The sequence below is a fragment of the Pseudoalteromonas neustonica genome (assembly GCF_001653135.1).
Lineage (GTDB): Bacteria > Pseudomonadota > Gammaproteobacteria > Enterobacterales > Alteromonadaceae > Pseudoalteromonas > Pseudoalteromonas neustonica.
Map to the genome: position 1 here is coordinate 372,606 of NZ_BDDS01000002.1, position 20,507 is coordinate 393,112.

At 39.5% G+C, this 20,507-nt stretch carries 14 protein-coding genes; 8 read left to right on the top strand and 6 right to left on the bottom strand.

Translation table 11 applies throughout. The annotated features are described in order from the left end of the window. Position 1: 1 nt before the first annotated feature. The 4 genes from A7967_RS04995 to A7967_RS05010 all read right to left on the bottom strand — a co-directional run bounded on the left by A7967_RS04995 (position 2) and on the right by A7967_RS05010 (position 8,303). Positions 2-1,456, bottom strand: coding sequence for a circularly permuted type 2 ATP-grasp protein (locus tag A7967_RS04995; RefSeq protein WP_054203654.1), 1,455 nt, complete (start codon positions 1,454-1,456; stop codon positions 2-4). 42 nt (positions 1,457-1,498) lie between these two features. After that, entirely contained in the window at positions 1,499-2,377 is an 879-nt protein-coding gene (locus A7967_RS05000; protein ID WP_054203653.1) for a transglutaminase family protein, read from the bottom strand. Beyond that, complete coding sequence (locus A7967_RS05005) at positions 2,374-4,890, bottom strand: circularly permuted type 2 ATP-grasp protein (protein ID WP_054203652.1); 2,517 nt, start codon at positions 4,888-4,890, stop codon at positions 2,374-2,376. The genes A7967_RS05000 and A7967_RS05005 overlap by 4 nt, the downstream gene beginning before the upstream one ends. Positions 4,891-4,991: 101 nt before the next feature. Further along, complete coding sequence (locus tag A7967_RS05010) at positions 4,992-8,303, bottom strand: transglutaminase family protein (protein ID WP_082378996.1); 3,312 nt, start codon at positions 8,301-8,303, stop codon at positions 4,992-4,994. A gap of 610 nt (positions 8,304-8,913) precedes the next feature. Between A7967_RS05010 and A7967_RS05015 the strand changes: the two genes are divergently transcribed. After that, positions 8,914-9,732, top strand: coding sequence for an SHOCT domain-containing protein (locus tag A7967_RS05015; protein ID WP_054203651.1), 819 nt, complete (start codon positions 8,914-8,916; stop codon positions 9,730-9,732). A 65-nt stretch (positions 9,733-9,797) separates the two neighbouring features. Continuing rightward, a complete protein-coding gene (locus A7967_RS05020) occupies positions 9,798-11,003 on the top strand; it encodes a zinc-binding metallopeptidase family protein (protein ID WP_054203650.1) in 1,206 nt (401 codons plus the stop codon). Between the two features lie 80 nt (positions 11,004-11,083). Here A7967_RS05020 and A7967_RS05025 read toward each other — a convergent pair whose 3' ends face one another. Further along, complete coding sequence (locus A7967_RS05025; protein ID WP_167349691.1) at positions 11,084-13,021, bottom strand: HAMP domain-containing methyl-accepting chemotaxis protein; 1,938 nt, start codon at positions 13,019-13,021, stop codon at positions 11,084-11,086. Positions 13,022-13,279: 258 nt separating this feature from the next. Continuing rightward, a complete protein-coding gene (gene msrA / locus A7967_RS05030; RefSeq protein WP_054203648.1) occupies positions 13,280-14,572 on the bottom strand; it encodes a peptide-methionine (S)-S-oxide reductase MsrA in 1,293 nt (430 codons plus the stop codon). Positions 14,573-14,745: 173 nt separating this feature from the next. Here msrA and A7967_RS05035 point away from each other — a divergent pair, with 173 nt between their 5' ends. The 6 genes from A7967_RS05035 (at position 14,746) to pcp (ending at position 20,451) form a co-directional block, all read left to right on the top strand. Further along, the gene (locus tag A7967_RS05035; RefSeq protein WP_054203647.1) at positions 14,746-16,263 is read left to right on the top strand and encodes a leucyl aminopeptidase; all 1,518 of its coding nucleotides are present in this window, start codon (positions 14,746-14,748) and stop codon (positions 16,261-16,263) included. Between the two features lie 186 nt (positions 16,264-16,449). Next, entirely contained in the window at positions 16,450-17,115 is a 666-nt protein-coding gene (gene pxpB / locus A7967_RS05040) for a 5-oxoprolinase subunit PxpB (protein ID WP_054203646.1), read from the top strand. Then, positions 17,112-18,050, top strand: a complete 939-nt coding sequence (locus A7967_RS05045) for a 5-oxoprolinase subunit C family protein (protein WP_054203645.1) — start codon at positions 17,112-17,114, stop codon at positions 18,048-18,050. The genes pxpB and A7967_RS05045 overlap by 4 nt, the downstream gene beginning before the upstream one ends. Positions 18,051-18,060: 10 nt before the next feature. After that, entirely contained in the window at positions 18,061-18,768 is a 708-nt protein-coding gene (locus A7967_RS05050; protein WP_054203644.1) for a DUF969 domain-containing protein, read from the top strand. Next, positions 18,765-19,790, top strand: coding sequence for a DUF979 domain-containing protein (locus tag A7967_RS05055; protein ID WP_054203643.1), 1,026 nt, complete (start codon positions 18,765-18,767; stop codon positions 19,788-19,790). The genes A7967_RS05050 and A7967_RS05055 overlap by 4 nt, the downstream gene beginning before the upstream one ends. Further along, positions 19,783-20,451: a pyroglutamyl-peptidase I gene (gene pcp / locus A7967_RS05060; RefSeq protein WP_082378995.1), complete on the top strand. Its 669-nt coding sequence runs from the start codon at positions 19,783-19,785 to the stop codon at positions 20,449-20,451. The genes A7967_RS05055 and pcp overlap by 8 nt, the downstream gene beginning before the upstream one ends. Positions 20,452-20,507: the final 56 nt, after the last annotated feature.

The following is a 20,507-nucleotide window of genomic DNA, read 5'->3' on the forward strand; positions in this document are numbered from 1 at the left end:
ATTATTTAGCCTCTTCGTCAACAATCCACGTGTCTTTACTGCCACCACCTTGTGATGAATTCACCACGAGCGATCCCTTAACCATTGCAACTCGCGTTAAACCACCCGTTGTAACTTGAGTGTCTTTTCCTGATGATAAAATAAACGGTCTTAAATCTACATGTCGACCATCTGGTTGATTATCATCAAATGTCGGAACCGTTGATAAATCTAATGTTGGTTGTGCGACCCAGTTGCGAGGATCTGCTTTGATTTGCGCGATGCACGCTTCTTGCTCTTGCTTGGTTGATTTGGGACCAATCAACAATCCGTAGCCACCTGATTCATTGGCTGGTTTTACAACAAGTTTGTCTATATTTTTAATAACATGATCACACTCTTTAGGATCAAGGCATTTAAATGTAGGTACATTAGCAATTTTGGCCTCTTCTCCTAAGTAATATTTAATCATATCGGGAACATAGGCATAAACAACCTTATCATCAGCAACACCTGCACCTGGCGCATTAACTAAAGCCACATTGCCTTTAGACCAGGCACGCATTAAGCCAGCAACGCCGAGTTGAGACTCTGGTAAAAAGGCTTCTGGGTCTAAAAACAAGTCATCTATACGGCGATAAATTACATCTACTCGTTGAAGTCCTGTTATTGTTCTCATATATACACAGTCGTCTTTTTCAACAACGAGATCGCGCCCTTCAACTAATTCACATCCCATCTCTTGGGCAAGGTAACAATGCTCAAAGTAAGCCGAATTAAACACCCCCGGGGTTAATACAACTACCTCCGGTTTATCATCTGGGCGAGGAGACATGGCAGCTAACATATCAAATAACTGAGAAGGGTAATCATCTACAGGTAAAATAGACACTTCTTCAAATAGCTCAGGAAATACGCGCTTCATAACAGAGCGATTTTCCAGCATATAAGAAACCCCAGACGGAACACGCAGGTTATCCTCCAATACATACATGGTGCCATTGCCATCACGTACTAGATCTGAGCCACAAATATGCGCCCATATTTTATTTGGCGGATTAATACCAACACATTGCTTACGAAAATTCACCGATTTTTCTAATAAACCTTTGGGGAAAATACCGTCTTTTATTATTTTTTGATCGTGGTATAAATCATCTATAAATAGATTAAGTGCTTCAACACGCTGCTTTAAACCAGTCTCAACACTTTGCCATTCTTTTTTGCCAATAGTACGAGGAATGATATCAAACGGCCATGCTCTATCGATCATGTTACCTTCATTGTAAACAGTGAAAGTAATGCCCATTTCTTTGATGGCTAAATCAGCAACTGCCCTGGCTTTGACCAGCTCTTCCGCCGATAAACTCGAGAAGAATTGCGCTAATTGTTTTCCGTGTGTTCTGATATTTCCTTTGGCATCAATTAATTCATCAAAAAAACCATTTGTTTGGTACTCTTTCCAATCAATTTTCATACACTACTCACCTTATCCATCATTACTATGACGTTATTTAATTTATTCTAATCGAATCATATCCACAGCTACGTCCAGCAGCTGACTACCGCCGCCAAACACGACTCCTTTGAGAGGAGTCACATCAGAAAAATCTCGCCCTACAGCGAGCGTAATATGCTGACCGCATGGCAATACATTGTTAGTAGGATCAAAATCAACCCAGCCAATATTTGGGATAAACACGCCAAACCAAGCATGAGTCGCATCTGCTCCCTCTAATTTCACTTCTCCCTCTGGCGGCATCGTTTCAATATACCCACTGACGTACCTTCCAGCTAAACCAATACTGCGCAAGCACGCAATTGCAAAGTGCGCAAAGTCTTGGCAAACGCCTCTTTTTTGTGAAAAAACAACACTCAACGGGGTGCTAATAGTTGTAAAACCAGGATCATAATGAAACTCATGAAAAATCCTTGCCATCAAATCTTTACATGCGGCAATAATTGTTACTTCAGGCTTAAACGAGATTAATGCATAGTCTTTTATGCCATCATCAATAGGAATAAGCCCTGAGGGTAATACAAACTCAGAGGTTTTTAACAGCTCAGTAGTATTTGGCTTAGCCAATAAATTACGTACATCTTGCCATGGGACGTCTACTCGTTTTAAATTGTCGTTCGCATCGATTAACAACTCAACCTCACTAATCATAGTTACTTTGAGTTTTTTATGCTGTATTGCTATTTCAAATGCGGTTACTTGGTTATTAAAGTAATCACTAAATGATCGTATGTAATTGGGTGTTGGTTCAATTTCAATACGACTACTGTGGCATATTTGCCCACGGTTTGTTTTTGGTGTTAATCGGGCTTGGTTTTGACATAAACTGACATAGTCAGCATAGTTATAGGTTGTTGAATGTTTTATTTTATATTTCACGATTGAGCTTGCTCAATATTAGTCCAGTTTAATTTGTTTGCGGTCTGAGTATGTGAAAAATATTGCAGTAACAACACATCGCAAAACGTTTCTAAATTCATCCGCGTGTTATGATTAAATTCTATTAATTGCTTACGCAACCCACCATCACTTTTTTGTAAGTAATCTTTTTCAGTTACATAACAACTTGTTTTAGATAATAATATAGCTTTTTCATGTGCCGCAATTACTCCTTGACGTCGCTTATTAGGTAAATGAATACACAGCTGATGAATTTGCTCTAATTGAAATAATATTGAACGCGGATACTCCGCATCTAAAAGTAATAACTCCAACCCAGTACCAATGGTTTGATACACTCTATAACGACGCTTATGCGTAATTAAACTCACTTGGCAGCTTAGCGCAACTTCAAGCAAACCGAGTTCTTCTGGCTCTTCTAATTCTTGAGTTAACAAAGCTGCACTTAACGATGTTATTTGCATGCTTCGTTCAACTCGTCGCCCCATTTCTAATAAAAACCAGCCATTACTATTTGGCATACAATCGGTGATAGAACCATTAAACGCCATAATCGTACCAATAACGTTGTCTAAGCTACTTTGCATAGCGCGAGTTGGCACGTTGAGGTTAATATTCTTAAATATTTTAATTTGATCATTAATGCTGTCTATAATTCGCCGACTATCATGAGATAATAGCTCTTGTATTTGTACAGACGCATTGGCGATATACTTGAGTGTATTAACAATACTGCCTGCGCATTGCTCATCTGCTAACAGTTTAAATGCGGCTTCTTTGGAAAAGCTAACATCAGGTAGCTCACGTGTTAAATCAGGTTCAATATACGGATACACGATATATTGCAGATTAATCGCATTCAAAAGTCTCGCTACAATATTTTGCCTTATTAAATCGGGATAAATAGAAAGCTCAGTGTATTTATCGATAAAAATACGTAAAATACGAATGGTATTTTCACATCGCTCTAAGTACCTGCCTAGCCAGAATAGATGCTCTGCCGTACGACTTGAGACCACGCCTTCTAATAAAGTGACGTCCATTCTTTTTCTGATCGGGGCAATATTATGCTCACTGGCCTCAATGCGATCGGCGGTATTTATCCACGTATCTTTTATCCAACCTGAGACGTGTGGATCACTGCTTGTTTCGTTAGAAAAACATAATGCTGAGGGTAAAACCTCTATGCCATTTTCTGTTGTTAATGCATAACAGCGAAATACAACCGGTCTAGCAACTAGCTGACCATCATGCCAAAATGGCGCACTGCTAAACGATGGTTTTTCTTGGAAAAAATAATTATCAGGATCATTACTAATAAGTAATTTAATTTCCTGCTCATCAAGAACCCCGTCTAACTTTAGTTTCGGGTTTAAATGACACAACAGTTCAAGATTATCCCATGATAATTTTTTAGCCTCTAAGACACTATAGTAATTAGGCTCTCCAAGTAACAATGGCTGCTTTAGAAGGTACTGTGATAAATCTGCTAGATGACTCTTGATAGAAGAAGACGATAATACGCCGCTACCAAAAGGATTTAATACCTTAACCGATCCTTCTCGTACTGCCTGTAGTAAACCAGGAATACCATGCAGTGAATATTCTGTTTGCTCTAATGAGTCAATACTACGGTCTGTAACCCAACGCAAAATAACATTTACTTTCCCCAGCCCTTGCAACGACTTTAAACACACTTCCCCACCACGCACAGTAAGATCGGCGCTTTGTACTAATGTGTAGCCAAAATAAGTAGAGAGAAAAGCGTGTTCATTGTAGTTAGGATCGTCGATCCCTTGTGTAAGAATGACGATCCGTGGGTCATCCATATAATGGGTATATTCATCAATCCCTTCTTGAAATAGATTTAAAAACTCTTTGATTTGCTGAACGTTGCAATCGGCAAACTCTTCGGCCATTACACGTCTTGCGATAATACGATTTTTAAGTAGCAAGCCTAAACCTAATGGGCACTGACAATGATCGGCAAGTACTTTAAATTCACCCGCGGATGTTCGGTAAACATCAAGCGCCGTAAAGAAAAGAGATAACTCATTACTTGGTAAACTAAAACCTTCACGTAAATAATTTGGATCCTGAAATAATTGCTGTGCTGGAATATGCCCATCAACGAGAAGTGTTTGATCGCCGTAGATATCTTGCTGTATTAGATTTAATAAACGGGTTCGTTGTTTAATGCCTTCTTCAAGTATTGCCCAATCCGATTTTGATAACATAAAAGGCAATGGGTCAAAATGCCATTGCTTATTACTTTCGTTTTTTATATTACCATTTTGAAGTAGCTGCCTAATTTCAATAGCACGACTATTTACATCATCCGCTGTTAAACTTGCTAAGCGGTTAAACAAGGTATCCCAATGCGCTGGGTTTGAGCCACTGTGATTTGCAAGTTCATCATGAACATGTGTTTTATTAAGATATAAAGATAACCAGCTAGGCAACTCTGGCATCGTATTTGTATTTATATACAAGCTGAACGTGCTCCAATTTATAGTAATTAGCCAACATCAATGCGCCGTTTTACAATGTGAAATACACAGTAAAACGGCATATTCCCAACAACTATCTATGCTTATTTAAAGCTTGGCTGCCTGCGTAAGTCTAATGTATTTGGATAATCCGAATTCATACTTTCCTCATCTGGTACTACGTATTCATTCACATTTTGCACAGCTTGAAAGCTATGTGTAACCGCAGAAGGACTCCAGCTAGGCTCTGTAGATGCCAATAACGATGGTGTATGACCATGCTCCCAAAACCTGGCAACGCGGCGTCCTTCAGCCTCAAATGCGTTAACCGGAAGCGTTTCAGGGTTACGACCACCAGCATGACTTACATGGTACACAAAACCGCCAACAGAGCGCCCTTCCCATGTATCAATCAGATCAAATACCAAGGGTGCATGAACACCTATTGTAGGGTGAAGAGCTGTGGGGGGCTGCCACGCTCTATATCGGATCCCAGCGACCATTTCATCTTTTGCTTTTCCTTTTACGGGTCGCAATGGCACTCTTCGGCCGTTACAACTGACGATATAGCGGTCACTCATTGTCCCTTGTACTTTTATTTGTACTCGCTCAAGTGAGGAATCAACATAGCGTGCTGTACCCGAGGCACTCGCCTCTTCACCCAGTACATGCCAAGGTTCAATAGCTGTTCGTAATTCGAGTGTGACGTTATCAAGCTCACGCGTACCACAAACAGGGAACCTAAACTCGAAAAATGGGTTAAGCCAACTTAATTGAAATTGAAAACCAGCTTGTTGTAGATCACGACTTACTTCTGCTAAATCGTTCTCAACATATTGTGGTAATAAAAATTTATCGTGTAATTCTGTACCCCAACGAATTAATGGCTTGTGATAAGGCTTTTTCCAAAACCATGCAAGCAAAGTTCGTAGCAATAGCATTTGTACTAGGCTCATTTGTGAATGCGGTGGCATCTCAAAGCCCCTGAACTCAACAATACCTAAACGCCCAGTTGCTGAGTCAGGTGAATATAATTTATCAATACAAAATTCTGCACGATGTGTATTACCCGTTAGGTCGACTAATAAATTACGAAGTAATCTATCGACTAGCCAAGGTTCTGGCACTTCCCCTTCTGGCATATGAGAGAAAGCAATTTCAAGCTCATAAAGTACTTCATCTCTGGCTTCATCTACGCGAGGTGCTTGGCTTGTAGGCCCAATAAATAAACCTGAAAATAGATACGATAAACCAGGGTGGTGCTGCCAATAGGTAATAAAGCTTCTTAAAATATCAGGCCGACGTAAGAACGGACTTTGTTCAGGCGTTTCACCACCGAGAGTGACATGGTTACCGCCACCGGTTCCGGTATGACGACCATCCGCCATAAATTTGTCCGTTCCTAACCGGCATTCTTTTGCTAAGCCGTATAAGGTGGTTGTGCGGTCAACTAATTGATCCCACGATGTAGATGGATGAATATTAACCTCAATAACACCGGGGTCTGGCGTTACCGCATATTTCTCAACACGACTATCTTTAGGTGGACTATAACCCTCTATGACTAAAGGCATTTTCAATTTTTTAGCAACAGCTTCTATACTGTTTAATAGTCCCATATAATGTTCAAAATGACTTGTAGGCGGCATAAACAGGTATAATCGCCCCTCTCTTACTTCCATGACAAGCGCAGTTTTTACCATTTCTTGACCAATAAATCCCTTTTTAAGCTTTTTAGGCTTGCTAAAGGTGTCTGGTATATCAAATGGGTCGCGATCAATTATATTGCCACTCCAATCAAGGCTATCTAAAGGTAGACGGTAGCCTAGCGGTGATTCACCCGGTAATAAAAAGCAGTAACCACGCTTAAATTCCCATGTACAAGATTGCCAACAATTTTTACTGTCATTCCACTTCAAAGGAAGCACATACCCGACAGGCTTTTCAATGCCTTTATCCATTTTTGCTAAAAAGCCTTTTCGGCTCATAGCATTAAGTAACTCAGGTTGATCAGGTTTTATCTCTGTTGGTAGAGAAGCCTCTTGCCACATATGATACAAAATATCTTCATAGGCCGTGGTGAGTGCTTTATTATCTAATCCCAATGATTCACATAATGTGTCGGCGAATTTTTTGGTATCTGTATGATCGTATTTATAGTCTTTATTAGGATCCGCTAATAATGTTGCATCTTGCCAGAGTGGCTCACCGTCTTTGCGCCAATAACACGCATACTGCCAACGCGGTAAAGGTTCACCTGGATACCATTTACCTTGTCCATAATGCGTAAAGCCGCCTTTTGTGTAAACCTTGTTCATTTCTACAAATAGGTTTTGCGCAAGGACACGCTTTTCTTTGCCATCTGCGTCTGTGTTCCACTGGGGATGCTCCATATCATCGATAGAAATAAATGTCGGCTCGCCCCCCATAGTAAGATGTATGTCTTCTTCTTGGTAAACATTATCAACATGCTGACCTAAGCGATTAATTGCAGCCCATTGCGCCTCAGAATATGGTTTAGTTACTCGAGGGTCTTCATGAACACGCGTTACTTTGTTGTAGAAACTAAATTCTGATTTACAATCGTCAATGCCGCCAGTAACTGGGGCAGCTGAGCTTGGCTCAGGCGTGCAAGCAAGCGGTATGTGTCCTTCACCTGCAAACAAGCCTGATGTAGGATCAAGCCCTATCCAACCCGCCCCCGGAATATACACTTCAGTCCAGGCATGTAAATCTGTAAAATCTTCTTCGGGACCACTTGGCCCATCTAATGATTTTTGATCTGAAGTTAATTGCACTAAGTATCCCGATACAAACCGAGACGCGAGCCCTAGGTGACGAAACAATTGCACAAGTAACCAAGCAGAATCACGGCATGAACCAGTTTGTTTAGTGATTGTTTCATTTGCTGTTTGTACGCCGGGCTCTAAACGAATGCCGTAACCGACTAAATTATATATAGCCTGATTAATGGCCACTAGATAATCAACGCTTCTTAACGGTTCTTTAGGCTGCAAAGAGTTAATTAATTCTAAAAATTTTGGGCTGGCTTTACGTTTTTTAAGATAGGGAGCCAATTCAGATTTTGAAACCGCATCATATACAAATGGGAACTCTTCTGCGTAATCTTCCAAAAAGAAATCAAATGGATTAATTACAGTCATTTCAGCGACTAAATCAACTGTAAAACTGAATTCTGTGGTCGGTTTATTAAACACAACTCTTGCTTGGTAGTTTCCAAAAGGATCTTGCTGCCAATTTATGTAGTGATCTTCTGGTACTATTTTTATTGAATAACTTTTAATTTTAGTTCGGCTATGAGGCGCCGGGCGAAGGCGAAATATATGCGGTCCCATATTGACTGACCGATCGTATTTGTACTGAGTATGGTGCGAAATACCAACTGTAATCGTCATCTATTAATCCCTTTTATAATGTATAGTCATAACATAGCGCATATAAATATGACTTGGCCTAATTTCATTCAGTAATTCTTGTATAAGTACACTTACCAGTTTTGTACTTTATATACATAGCCACTTAAAAACACAGACTATGCAATTATCATTTTGGCCTAATTAATAGGAAGACACGTTAATTAAATATATTTGTAATTTTTTTGATATTGCAATTATCATTTTCAATCGTAAGGTCCGCACACTAACGGAGAGTTATTAATTTTAAATCAGCAACTTAATCGATTTTATAGATAACTCAGCAATAAAAAATGAAACACTTCAACTGCTATTCGAGCAAAATAGGCATGACTAATCATTGCATATCTATCTATAATAAAACTAAAAAAATAGTTCATAATAAAGCTGCGAGTAAATTCTATAACAATGTTATAGTGGATCGATTTTTAATCACTTACGTTACATCAAAGTTAACAAGCCCAGTAAAATAAAACAAGCTGTTTTATTTTCAAGGTGTTAGTTTTGTTATCACCCACGCCTAGGCTAAAGCGTGCATTACCATTTCTATTCATATTTAAAACAAACCAATTTACCAATAGGATATTTTCGTATGCAACAGCTAACAGATGTCGGTCATAATTTAGTTAACGGTATCGCCTCTCGTTATGGCCTTAGCCAAAATGCGGTACTTCACATGCTTATTGCAGTGAATAATGGTGGAGGATCAATGGCACAATTTAATAGTCCTGAACTCGGTGGCTCTGGCCAATGGATGCGCGGTGGGATGACAATGGTTGGCGATATGTTTAATTATGGCCTCAAATCAACTGTCGATAACTTGTGTAATGAACTTTCAAATGTTCTAAGTAGCAATCAAGTATTTCCAACTATTCCTGCAGGGACTCCTGGTAGTAATCAATGGTGGCCAGGTGATTTGGGTAGCCCATTTAGTAGCGGCGCGCAAAATAATATTCGCTACGCTATATTCCCTAACCGACTAGCCGTTGAACTCAATGGACTTGTGAGTGTATACGACACGCTAGATCACAATATTGGTGGCGTCAGTCAGCAACAAGGTAGCAATACATCGCTCACATTTAGTAGCCAGTGGGGAACCATTAATGTGGATACATTACCATTAATATCAGGGATACAGCCTAGCGCTGCGCAGCAGGACGTTGCTGCGCATTTTACACAACAAGCAGCGCAATCTACACAACAAGCTGCGCACTCTACACAACAAGTAGTAGAGCAAAACTCTATACCTGCATCAGCAAATAATGTGGACGCTCCTGTGAATACACATCCGCAGTACTCAACAAACGAGACGTTACAAATTATAGAAAAACTTGCGCAATTACGTGACTCTAATGCACTGAGCGATGAAGAGTTTAATTCCAAAAAATCAGAGCTATTAAAAAGGCTCTAATAAATCAGGTATTAATACGCTATGAAGATAACCTCATAGCAGTTTATTTAATTTTGGTAAAAAATATGAAAACATTTAAATGTAATTGCAAAGAAGAGCTCATTTTATTTTTTGAAAGTAGTCACTGCTTAGCGTGCGGCAAAACAGTGGGAATTGATGATGAGTTTGAGCAAGTCGAGCCTTATGAGCTTGATGAAGCATCAGGGCTATTTTATAAATCTGAAAGCCCAGAAGTCCATTATAAAAAATGTGATAACAATGCCCAATTCAAAGTGTGTAACGGTATGGTGAATTTAAGTACATTTGTGCCTGTTGCAGATAAAGATGAAGTATTGTGTTTTGCGTGTCGCTTTAACGAAACTGTGCCCGATTTAAGTATTGTTGACCATATCCCCCTGTGGAAAAAAATGGAGACCGCGAAGCGCCGAGCCCTGTACACATTAAAGTCATTATCACTGCCACTTAACACTATAACTCAAGTTCCCGAGGGCGGATTAAGTTTTGATTTTATTACAGATCGAAATGTAAACGATCACTTTGTTAGCCCTATTGTAGGTCAAGAAACCGTGTTTACTGGGCATAACGATGGTCACATCACAATAAACTTAGCTGAAGCGGATGATGTAGCGCGATCACACACTAAAATGGCGATGGGCGAGCATTACCGTACATTACTTGGTCATTTTCGCCATGAACTTGGTCATTATTATTTTGATCAATTAATTATACATTGCCCAATCAAACATGCTTTGTGTAAACAGTACTTTGGTGATGATGAGTTAGATTATCAACAGGCACTTGATACACATTATAAACAAGGCGCACCTGCTAATTGGCATGAGAGTTTTATCAGTGAATATGCCACCATGCACCCATATGAAGATTGGGCTGAAACATGGGCGCATTACATGCATATTATCGATACATTAGAAACAGCAAAAAACTTCTCTATTACTGGCTCAACAACAGGCAATGAGTCTGATGTTGAAGATACCGACGAATTACAATTACCCCAAAACGCACGCTATTTTTATACTCAAACATCAATTGACACTATTTTAGATGCGTGGATGGAGTTTTCAGTTATTCTAAATTCATTAAATCGTAGTATGGGCCTCGCCGACGCCTATCCATTTGTATTAACTCAAGCGGTACGTACTAAGTTAGCTTTCATTCATTACGCCATTCATAATAGGCTAAATTTGATGCCAGACTTAAATGTAGAAGTAAAGACTAGTAGCGAAAACGAGATTTCAGCAGCAAAATCATGATTTAGTAACGCCTTATTTTAAAAGGAAAAGCACACCTAAAAGGGTGTGCTTATTTCATAATTAATGAGTTTAATTTGGGTTTAGCTAATTTTAAACTCTTTCGCTATCATTTGTAGTGCATGCGCTAGTTCAGCCATTTTCTCACTCGCCATTGCCGCTTCAGTAGCACTTTGAGACGACGCATCTGATGACTCTGATATCCCAGTAATATTTTGATTGATATCCTCACAAACGGTTGACTGCTCTTCTACTGCAACAGCAACTTGGTTATTCATATCATTAATATCACTGATCATGGATAAAATACCATCTAGTTGTTGGCGTGTTTGCCCTGATAACTCAACGGTGCGATGTGCTTCATCACTGCTGGTAGACATACTACTTACGGCGGTATTTGTTCCTGCTTGTAGTGCTTCAATCATTGTTTGAATTTCGTTGGTTGATTCTTGCGTACGTTGGGCTAAATTTCGAACTTCATCAGCAACGACTGAGAAGCCCCTGCCTTGTTCACCCGCTCGCGCGGCTTCAATTGCGGCATTTAACGCTAGTAGGTTTGTTTGTTCAGAAATATTTCTAATAACCTCAACAACAGCGCCAATATCATGGCTGCTTTGTTCCAGTTTATTGATATCTTTCATGGCATTTTCAATTGTTTCTGCCAAACGGTTTATAGCACCTACCGTTGAATCAATAACTGTAAGGCCTGTCTCTGCAGCTTTTTTAGCTTCATTTGCAGAACTTGCTGAATTCGTTGATAGCTTAACAACCTCTTGGATGCTGTAAGCCATTTCATTAATTGCGGTTGCAATTTGTGACGTTCGCTCTCGTTGTTCATTAACGACATTGTTGGTATTTTGCGCAATTTGACTCGAAGTAATTGCCGCTTCGCTGATTGAGTCTCCATTAGTAACGATGCGTGAAATAACACTTTTCAAACTATTAGACATATAAATGATAGATTTAAATATACCTGTCGCATCTTCTTGGTGTTCGAATTTTTCTGTTAAGTCACCTTTAGCAATTCTCTCTGTAACAGCTGCTATTTCCTTAGGCTCTCCACCAATAGGTCTGCGGATCATTTTAGGTAATGTGACCGCGAATAATAAGCCTAAAAATAGCGCGGATATCGATACTATCTTAACGATATAAATCATCATTTCACTGTTCTTTTGTACCTTCGGGCCAAGTTCATCTTGCTCATTTTTAACTGATAACTTCACGCTTTCTAAATTATCAGCGATACTAGGGCCAATCTTATTTAGTTTGTTATTAATAATATCGTTACGCGTGATAATTGTTTGCTCTATATTTTTTAAGGCATTTAAATACTTTGTTAAATTTGTTTTTACATTCTCCAGACTTGAATCTGTATTAAGTGTTCCTTTAAGCAATTTATCTATGTAAGAACTTGTTTTAGCAAGCTCTTGCTCAGCCCGTTCGATATCAGAGTGTTTGTTTGAAACCAAAAATTTAGTTACATATAACCGACCAAGTAAAAGTGATTCTTGTACTTGTGAGAGCAAATGAGCATCTTCGTAGTCAGTATTCTTACTAATTTGATTAAATAAAGCTGAGATGCTAATGCGCATTGCTTTTCCTGCGGGATCTAAATCTTCAGACACTATCTTATTTCTATCTTTAATTAACTGAACTACTTTTATAAAGTTTGATTTATAATTTTGAGTAAGTTGCGATGATTCCTCTATCAACTTTAAACGAGTTGGATCATTCGAAGCGGTTTTTATTTCTCTCAAAAACTGCTCAACAAGATCTAATCGGCGTGTATATTCTTTAAGGGTTTCAGGGTCGTCTTCTTTGATGTATTTTAAAACATTCAAACGTGTATAAAGTAGATTAGCTTGTAAACGCCCTGCTAAATTTGTTTCTATAGCAAGTTGCCTATAATCAACAAATCCTTGCTGGCTTTTTGTAAAACCATAAAGGCTAAACCCAGCCACTACAGCCAAAAGAACAAGTAAAAAAAAGAATGAACCACGCAGCTGAGAGGCTAATCTCATATTTTTTATATAAACAATCATAAAGGCCTAACGATTAAATAACACAGATATTTAAACTTTAGGCGTATTTTTGAAAAATGCCAATAGGAATTTTCCTATAGTGCATTACTAAAACTAAATATAACAATAAGTTATGATTTCAATCAAAAATAAATAGTATTAACTGCTGTATGTAACTTTAATGTACGACTTTGCAAACTCATAAAGGCTATAAATTATTATAGTAATCAATATAACCTTTGTAGTCGTGAGTTAATTTTAACTATTTTTTCGAGGCACAAATTCCAACACGGTGGCATTAATACAATACCTATCTTCTCCTTTTGGCCCTTCACCAGGAAATACATGGCCAAGATGTATGCCTGTTGACTTTGAACGTATCTCAATACGCTGCATACCATAACTGTTATCTTCGTGCATTGTCACACTCTCACCTATCGGATTAGTAAATGATAGCCACCCTGTGCCTGAAGTAAATCGATCACCTGTATCAAATAAAGGCGCCCCGCTTAGCTTATCAACAAACTGACCATCGGGCGTGTTTTTAAATATATCGTATTGTTTGCAAAATGGGCTGTCGGTACGAGCACTAAAGGCAACACGATATGCTTCACTATCGCCTAGTTTAAACGCACCTAATGCTTTATAAAACTCCTCTTTAGTGACATACCCTTGGCGAGCGTACACTTCTTTTCCATTTTCGAGAAACAAAATGGTCGGTGTAGCCCATGTCGCTGACTTTATAGTAAGTCCAGAAAGTTGATCGGCTTTTCTAAACGTTAAAGCAATTGTTCCTTGATAATCATTTAACACGTCTTTTTTCAGTTTTTCACAGTATGGGCAATAGCTGCGCGAATCAATAATGACTATCTGTTTTCCTTTTAATAAAGTCGAATTGTCAATATTTTCATCGGCCGTTTTGTCAAACACAACGCCTGTTGAATGATCTGGGCAATAGCCATTTGGGTTTTTTGCCAAGTAATTTTGATGATATTCTTCTGCTGGAAAGAATTCTGCTAATGGTTTTACTATCGTTTTTATAACCCCAAAACCTGCATTTGTTAACTTGGCTTGGTATTTCGTCTTTAAGGCATTTGCAACAGTTACTTGTTGCTGTGTTGTGGTTAATACAATTGAACGATACTGCGTACCAACATCATTACCTTGACGGTTTTTTTGTGTTGGATCGTGGCTTTCAAAGTAGTTTTTAAGGAGTGTATCTACACTTATAATATTGCTGTTATAAGTTACCTGTACCACTTCCGCATAATTATGTTCATCAAGTCGACGGGAATGTGCTGTGATATTACGATACGTCGCTTTAAAGCCTTTACCATCTGCGTAACCGGATTCAGCATCGATCACGCCTGGTAATGCTTCATACCGTTTTTCCGCCCCCCAGAAACATCCAGATCCAAGTACGATTTTTTCTAAATGCATAGTTGCTTGTACATCACTTGATTTTATTTGTTCAAGAGAAAGTCCGTAACTCGCAGCACTGAATAAAAGCGCGAATGTTGCTAGTCTAAGTAAACTTTTTGGTTCCAACATATTTTACCTTTTAGTGTATTACTCCACAGTCATAAAGTGAGACCTTGACGTGAACTAATTTATTTCATCTATTTAAATAGTTTTATCGCTGTTTATTGCATATCCACCGTATCCGACTTAACCTATGAACCTAAATAAGGTAAAAAGAGCTTTTATTTTATTTGAGTTTAAACATGAAAAAAATCCTTAAAGCTTCGGCATTAACAATCGCCCTTTCCCTTTCTACGCAATCATATGCAGCTGAGTTTAATTTTTCTTCAAAAATAGATAATACAGCCCAAACTTTAGTGCTTTTTTACAGTGAAGATGGCAAAAACACACTGTTTAATTCAACAAATAAACAATTAAATAACCAATTGCAACGCGCTGTCGAAAGTGAAAGCTTTACAGGTAAATACGCCAGTGTTATTGAACTACTCGCCCCTTTTAATAGTGATTTTAAACGCGTACTAATCGTTGGTACTGGCGAGCAAGAAAAGCTCGATAAAGCACTTATCGCTAAATTAGGTGGCAACATCCACGCGCGTTTAATCGCTAACAAAACAACGACGGCCTCTATCGCTTTTGATAGTGTTAAAGGAGCTGTTAATAATAGCGAGCTGGCTGCTAACTTTGCCCATGGTGCTAACTTACGTGATCACCGGTTTGAAAAATACAAGCAAAAACCAAGCACAAATACAGTTAGCTATACAATTGATGTTGCAAGTACTAAACAAACGCGCAAGCAATATACAGTGCTAGAAAGCATTCAGGCGGGTGTTTTTCTCGCGCGCGATTTAACATCTGAAGTTGCCACAGAGATGACCCCTGTTGATTTTGCCAATGCCGCAAAAGAACTTGAATCATTAGGTGTCGAAATTACAATATTAGAACCTAAGCAATTGAAAGAACTAGGCATGGGTGCCTTAGAAGCCGTTGGCCGTGGCAGCCAACAAGGCGCACGCTTAGTTGTTGCGCATTATAAAGGTTCAAATGACACTCCTATTGCTTTGGTCGGTAAAGGGATCACCTTTGACTCTGGCGGCTATAGCATTAAAACAGGTGCGTCTATTGCGCGTATGAAATCTGATATGGCTGGTGCAGCAGCCGTTTTAGGCACTGTTAAAGCAATGGCTTTGGCAAAAGCGGATAAAAATGTGGTTGCTGTTATGGGTATGGCTGCGAATATGGTGTCGCAATTTGCAGTCGCTCCTGGTGACGTCGTCAGAACTGCTGAAGGCTTAAGTGTAGAAATAGTGAATACCGATGCCGAAGGCCGTTTAGTTCTAAGTGATGCGATGTGGTATGCACGCGAACACTTCAAGCCAGAAATCATGATTGATGTTGCAACATTAACGGGTTCTAAAATTAGAGCCGTGGGTAATGATTACGCCGCAGTATTTTCTGATGATGATACTTTAGTGTCACAACTTACCTTTGCTGGTAAAAACGTAAACGAAAACCTATGGCGCTTACCGCTAGGCTATAAGGATACTCTAAGCTCTGATATTGCCGACCTTAAAAATATTGGATCAAGTGGTCCAGGCGCGACAACTGCAGCAAGCTTTTTACAGCACTTTGCAGATGACACTCGTTGGGTTCATATAGATATTGCCGGAAATGCTTTAGCTACAAAAGGTAAAGATGAAATATCGCCAGGCGGTACTGGCTTTGGCGTGCGTTTATTATCTGAATGGTTACTCAATAACTAAACAGCTATCTATTTAAACTGCGCCAGTTTTTTTGGCGTAGTTTAAATTTAATGCATTTGTAATGCCGACTCGTAATTATACACTTAACAGGTACTTAAAAAGGAGTATGCTAATCGTATAGTTATAAACATTTACCTTCGAGTGTGCTAGCTTGCTGGTATGATCTACTAATAAAAATAATTAATGATGGACAAAAAAGACCAACCAACCATCCATATTCTAAGCAACTCAAGCGTACTTTTTGACGCCACTACCCTACTTGGCGATAAACTGGCCATTCAAAAACGTATCTGGGCCTTAGCATCACAGTGCAAAAAAACCTATCAATGCATTGATATTGTCCCGGCAATGAACTCTTTAACTCTTTATTTTTCAAATGAAACTAAATTCATTGATTTAAAAGAGCAATTATTAAATAGCTGGAAAACACTCCAACCGGAGGACTTTAAAGGACGCCATCACAAACTAATAACGCGTTATGGCGGTGAAAACGGACCTGATATTGAACACGTAGCGCGTTTTCATAATATGCACATTGAAGATGTTATCGCACGCCACTCTAGCGTGCACTATCAGGTTTTATTTCTTGGCTTTCAGCCCGGTTTTACTTACCTACATGGCTTAGATACGCAATTACATACACCTCGACGAAGTGAGCCAAGAACCCATGTTCCAAAAGGTTCGGTTGCAATTGGTGCCGATCAAACGGGTGTTTATCCAGCTGACTCCCCTGGTGGCTGGCATATTATTGGTCATACTGATTTTACTTTGTTTGATTCAAACCAAAGCGTGCCCAGCATTATCAACCCAGGCGATACCATTGAGTTTATTGCGAAGGACATTGCATCATGATCACAGTAAACAAACCGGGTATGCAAATGACGATTCAAGATTTAGGCCGTAATGGGTATCGTCATATTGGCGTTGCTCGTTCAGGTGCTTTAGACCCCTATGCCATGATCATCGCAAACCGACTACTTAACAACCCCGATAATACACCTGTCATTGAGATTACTCTTGGACTTGCGCAACTAACGTTTACAACCGATTGCGTAGTCGCATTAACGGGCGCTGATATGAAAGCCACATTGGCCAATTCTCCATTGGCACCTGGGTGGACATACCAAATAAAAGCGGGCCAAAAATTATGCTTTGCCACATCTCGAAGTGGTTTTAGAGCCTATTTAGCTGTTAAGGGCGGTATAGTGTGCAGTCCTACAATGGGGTCATGCGCGACTGATGTAGCAGCCCAGTTTGGTGGATTAACCGGTAGCGCCTTACAAGCTGGAGATCACATCCCTATAATCCCTTATAATGGTGTTTGGTCACAAAGAGGGGCAATTTCACCAGCGGCAAGACAACATATTAGAGTTCATTCAAGTCCACATAAACACTTACTAACTGAACAATCTTTAACAGCATTTTGCCAAACAACATGGCATATAAGCCCTAATAGTAACCGAATGGGTTTACGTTTAAAAAATCAAGCTTGTGATTTAACACACATTCGTTCGCTCCCTTCTTTAGCTGTGGGCCCTGGCAGTATTCAACTTCCGCCCAGTGGTGAGCCAATAGTACTTTTAAATGATGCGCAAACAACGGGAGGATACCCATTGTTGGGTACTGTTATTAGTGCTGATTTACATCAGTTTGCTCAGTTAAAACCCGGTGATACAGTAAAATTTAGTTATGTAGATTTAGCCGTCGCAGCACAAGCTCAGTCAAAATTAAATGCCCATCTGCAACAATTAAAACTTGCGCTAAACACATTAAAAATAAAGAGGTAGGAATTATAGTATGTTTGAACTTAATTTTTGGCCACTCATTGGTATACCAGTTGTTGTGCTAGGTTTTGCATTGCGCTTTAACCCCTTAATGGTCGTAACGATCGCTGGTATTGCAACAGGCTGGGCGGTTAATTTAGATATCATCACTTTGTTGCAAACTTTTGGTGAGAAATTTATGAACTCGCGTCAGCTTGCTAGTTTCATTTTAATCTTACCCGTCATTGCTTTACTTGAACGTTATGGCCTGCAGCAACACGCTAAAAATTGGATAGCAAAAATAAAAAGCGCCACTAGCGCACGCATATTGGCCTTATACTTCATTGTTCGTGAGTGCTCTGCTGCTCTTGGTTTATTAAGCCTTGGCGGTCAAGCACAAACTGTTCGTCCATTATTGGCTCCAATGGCATTAGGGGCTGCGACGAATAAATATGGTGAATTACCAAAACCAATTAAGGACATGATCAGTGCGCATGCTGCGGCTGTTGATAATATTGCAATGTTCTTTGGTGAAGATATTTTTATTGCTTTTGGCGCAGTACTTTTAATGGATGCTTTTTTAAAAGAAAATGGGATCGCAGGTATCGAACCATTGCACATCGGTTTATGGGCAATCCCTACGGCTATTGCTGCACTGATTATTCACCTATTTAGATTATCTCGCCTAGAAGCAAAAATTGCCTTAGCCGTTGCCGCACACAAACAGCAGGAAGCAATATGAGTAAAGTATCAACAACGGATATAAGCAGCTCAAGCACTGCGATAATTACCATAGAAAACATTTATTTATTGATTGGTATCATTGTAATGTTCTTAGTCGTACGCACGTTACAAGATAAAAACCACCCGAAAAGACTCACTACAGCACTATTTTGGTTTTTATTCGGAAGTAGTTTTTTATTTGGTGATTTGTCTATTGCCATATTAGGTGGAGCCACTACTTATTTATTAGTTGGGGTGAGCGTAATATTAATTGCTCTTCTGGCAGGGTTTAATCTTGTTAGTATGGGCAGTTATAAACCTCTAACAGAGCGACAACAAACTGAGTCTGCCTCACGTCTTGGCAATAAGTTATTTATTCCTGCATTAATGATCCCCGTAATCACTGTATTACTTACAGTATCATTTGATGGGGTCGCTATAGGTGATTATTACTTACTAGACCAACGCCATCTAACGCTAGCGTCTTTGACAGCAGCCTGTATTTTTGCACTTTTAATTGGCTGGAAAATTACAGGAGGTAACCCTGTTGAAGCGATCACTGAGTCTCGCCGACTGGTTGATTCAATTGGTTGGGCTGCTATTTTACCGCAAATGTTGGCCATGCTTGGCGGCGTATTTATTGTGGCGCAAACAGGCGATTCTATCAAAGAATTAGTCACTTTGTTTATTGCACCCGAAAATCGTTTTATGTTGGTGGTTTTGTATTGTGTTGGCATGGCATTATTTACCATGATAATGGGCAATGCATTTGCCGCATTTCCGGTGATGACCGCAGGTATTGCAATGCCATTCCTAATTGAAGGTCACGGCGCTAACCCTGCACCATTAGTAGCAATTGGTATGTACAGTGGTTACTGCGGCACGTTAATGACGCCCATGGCAGCAAACTTTAATATTATCCCTGCTGCATTGCTCGACTTAAAAGACAAATACCATGTTATAAAGGTGCAAATACCCACTGCACTGACCTTGTTAACTGTTAATATTATTTTAATGTATATGGTGATTTTTAATGACTAAACTAACATCGAGTATGCCGTGTGTGATTATCACCGGCTTTGAACCATTTGGTGGCGAATCAATTAATCCCTCATGGCAAGCTGTAAATAAACTAGGCGATGACTTAATTGCTAAGCATCGAGTGATTGCTTTAGAGCTACCGTGTGAATTTGACCGCTCATTAGATGTGCTTTACAAAGCGATAGAACAGCATCACCCCGTATTAGTGTTATGTGTTGGTCAAGCAGGTGGGCGTAGTGAAATAAGCATAGAGCGTATTGCCATTAATATTGATGATGCCCGCATTGCAGATAACGCCAACACTCAGCCTATTGATAAACCAGTGATTGAAGATGCTCCAGCGGCTTATTTTACAAACCTCCCCATTAAACGCATGCTCGTCGACTTACAAAAAAGTCATATCCCGGCTGCTATCTCTAATTCTGCAGGTACGTATGTCTGTAATCATGTTATGTATGGCTTATTACACTATATTGCAGAGTATGAACCGCAGCTCAAAGGCGGCTTTATTCATATACCGTATTTACCAAGCCAAGCGGTGCACCACCACGGTGCACCAAGTATGAGTGAAGATACCGTCATCAATGCTCTAAAAGTACTGATTACGGCAGCGTTGAGTACAAAAAAAGACGTTAAGGTGGCCGCAGGCACTACACACTGATCATTGTGGTGCACTGCAGTTCATTGTGGTGCATAAATTATTCTTTAAATATTGTA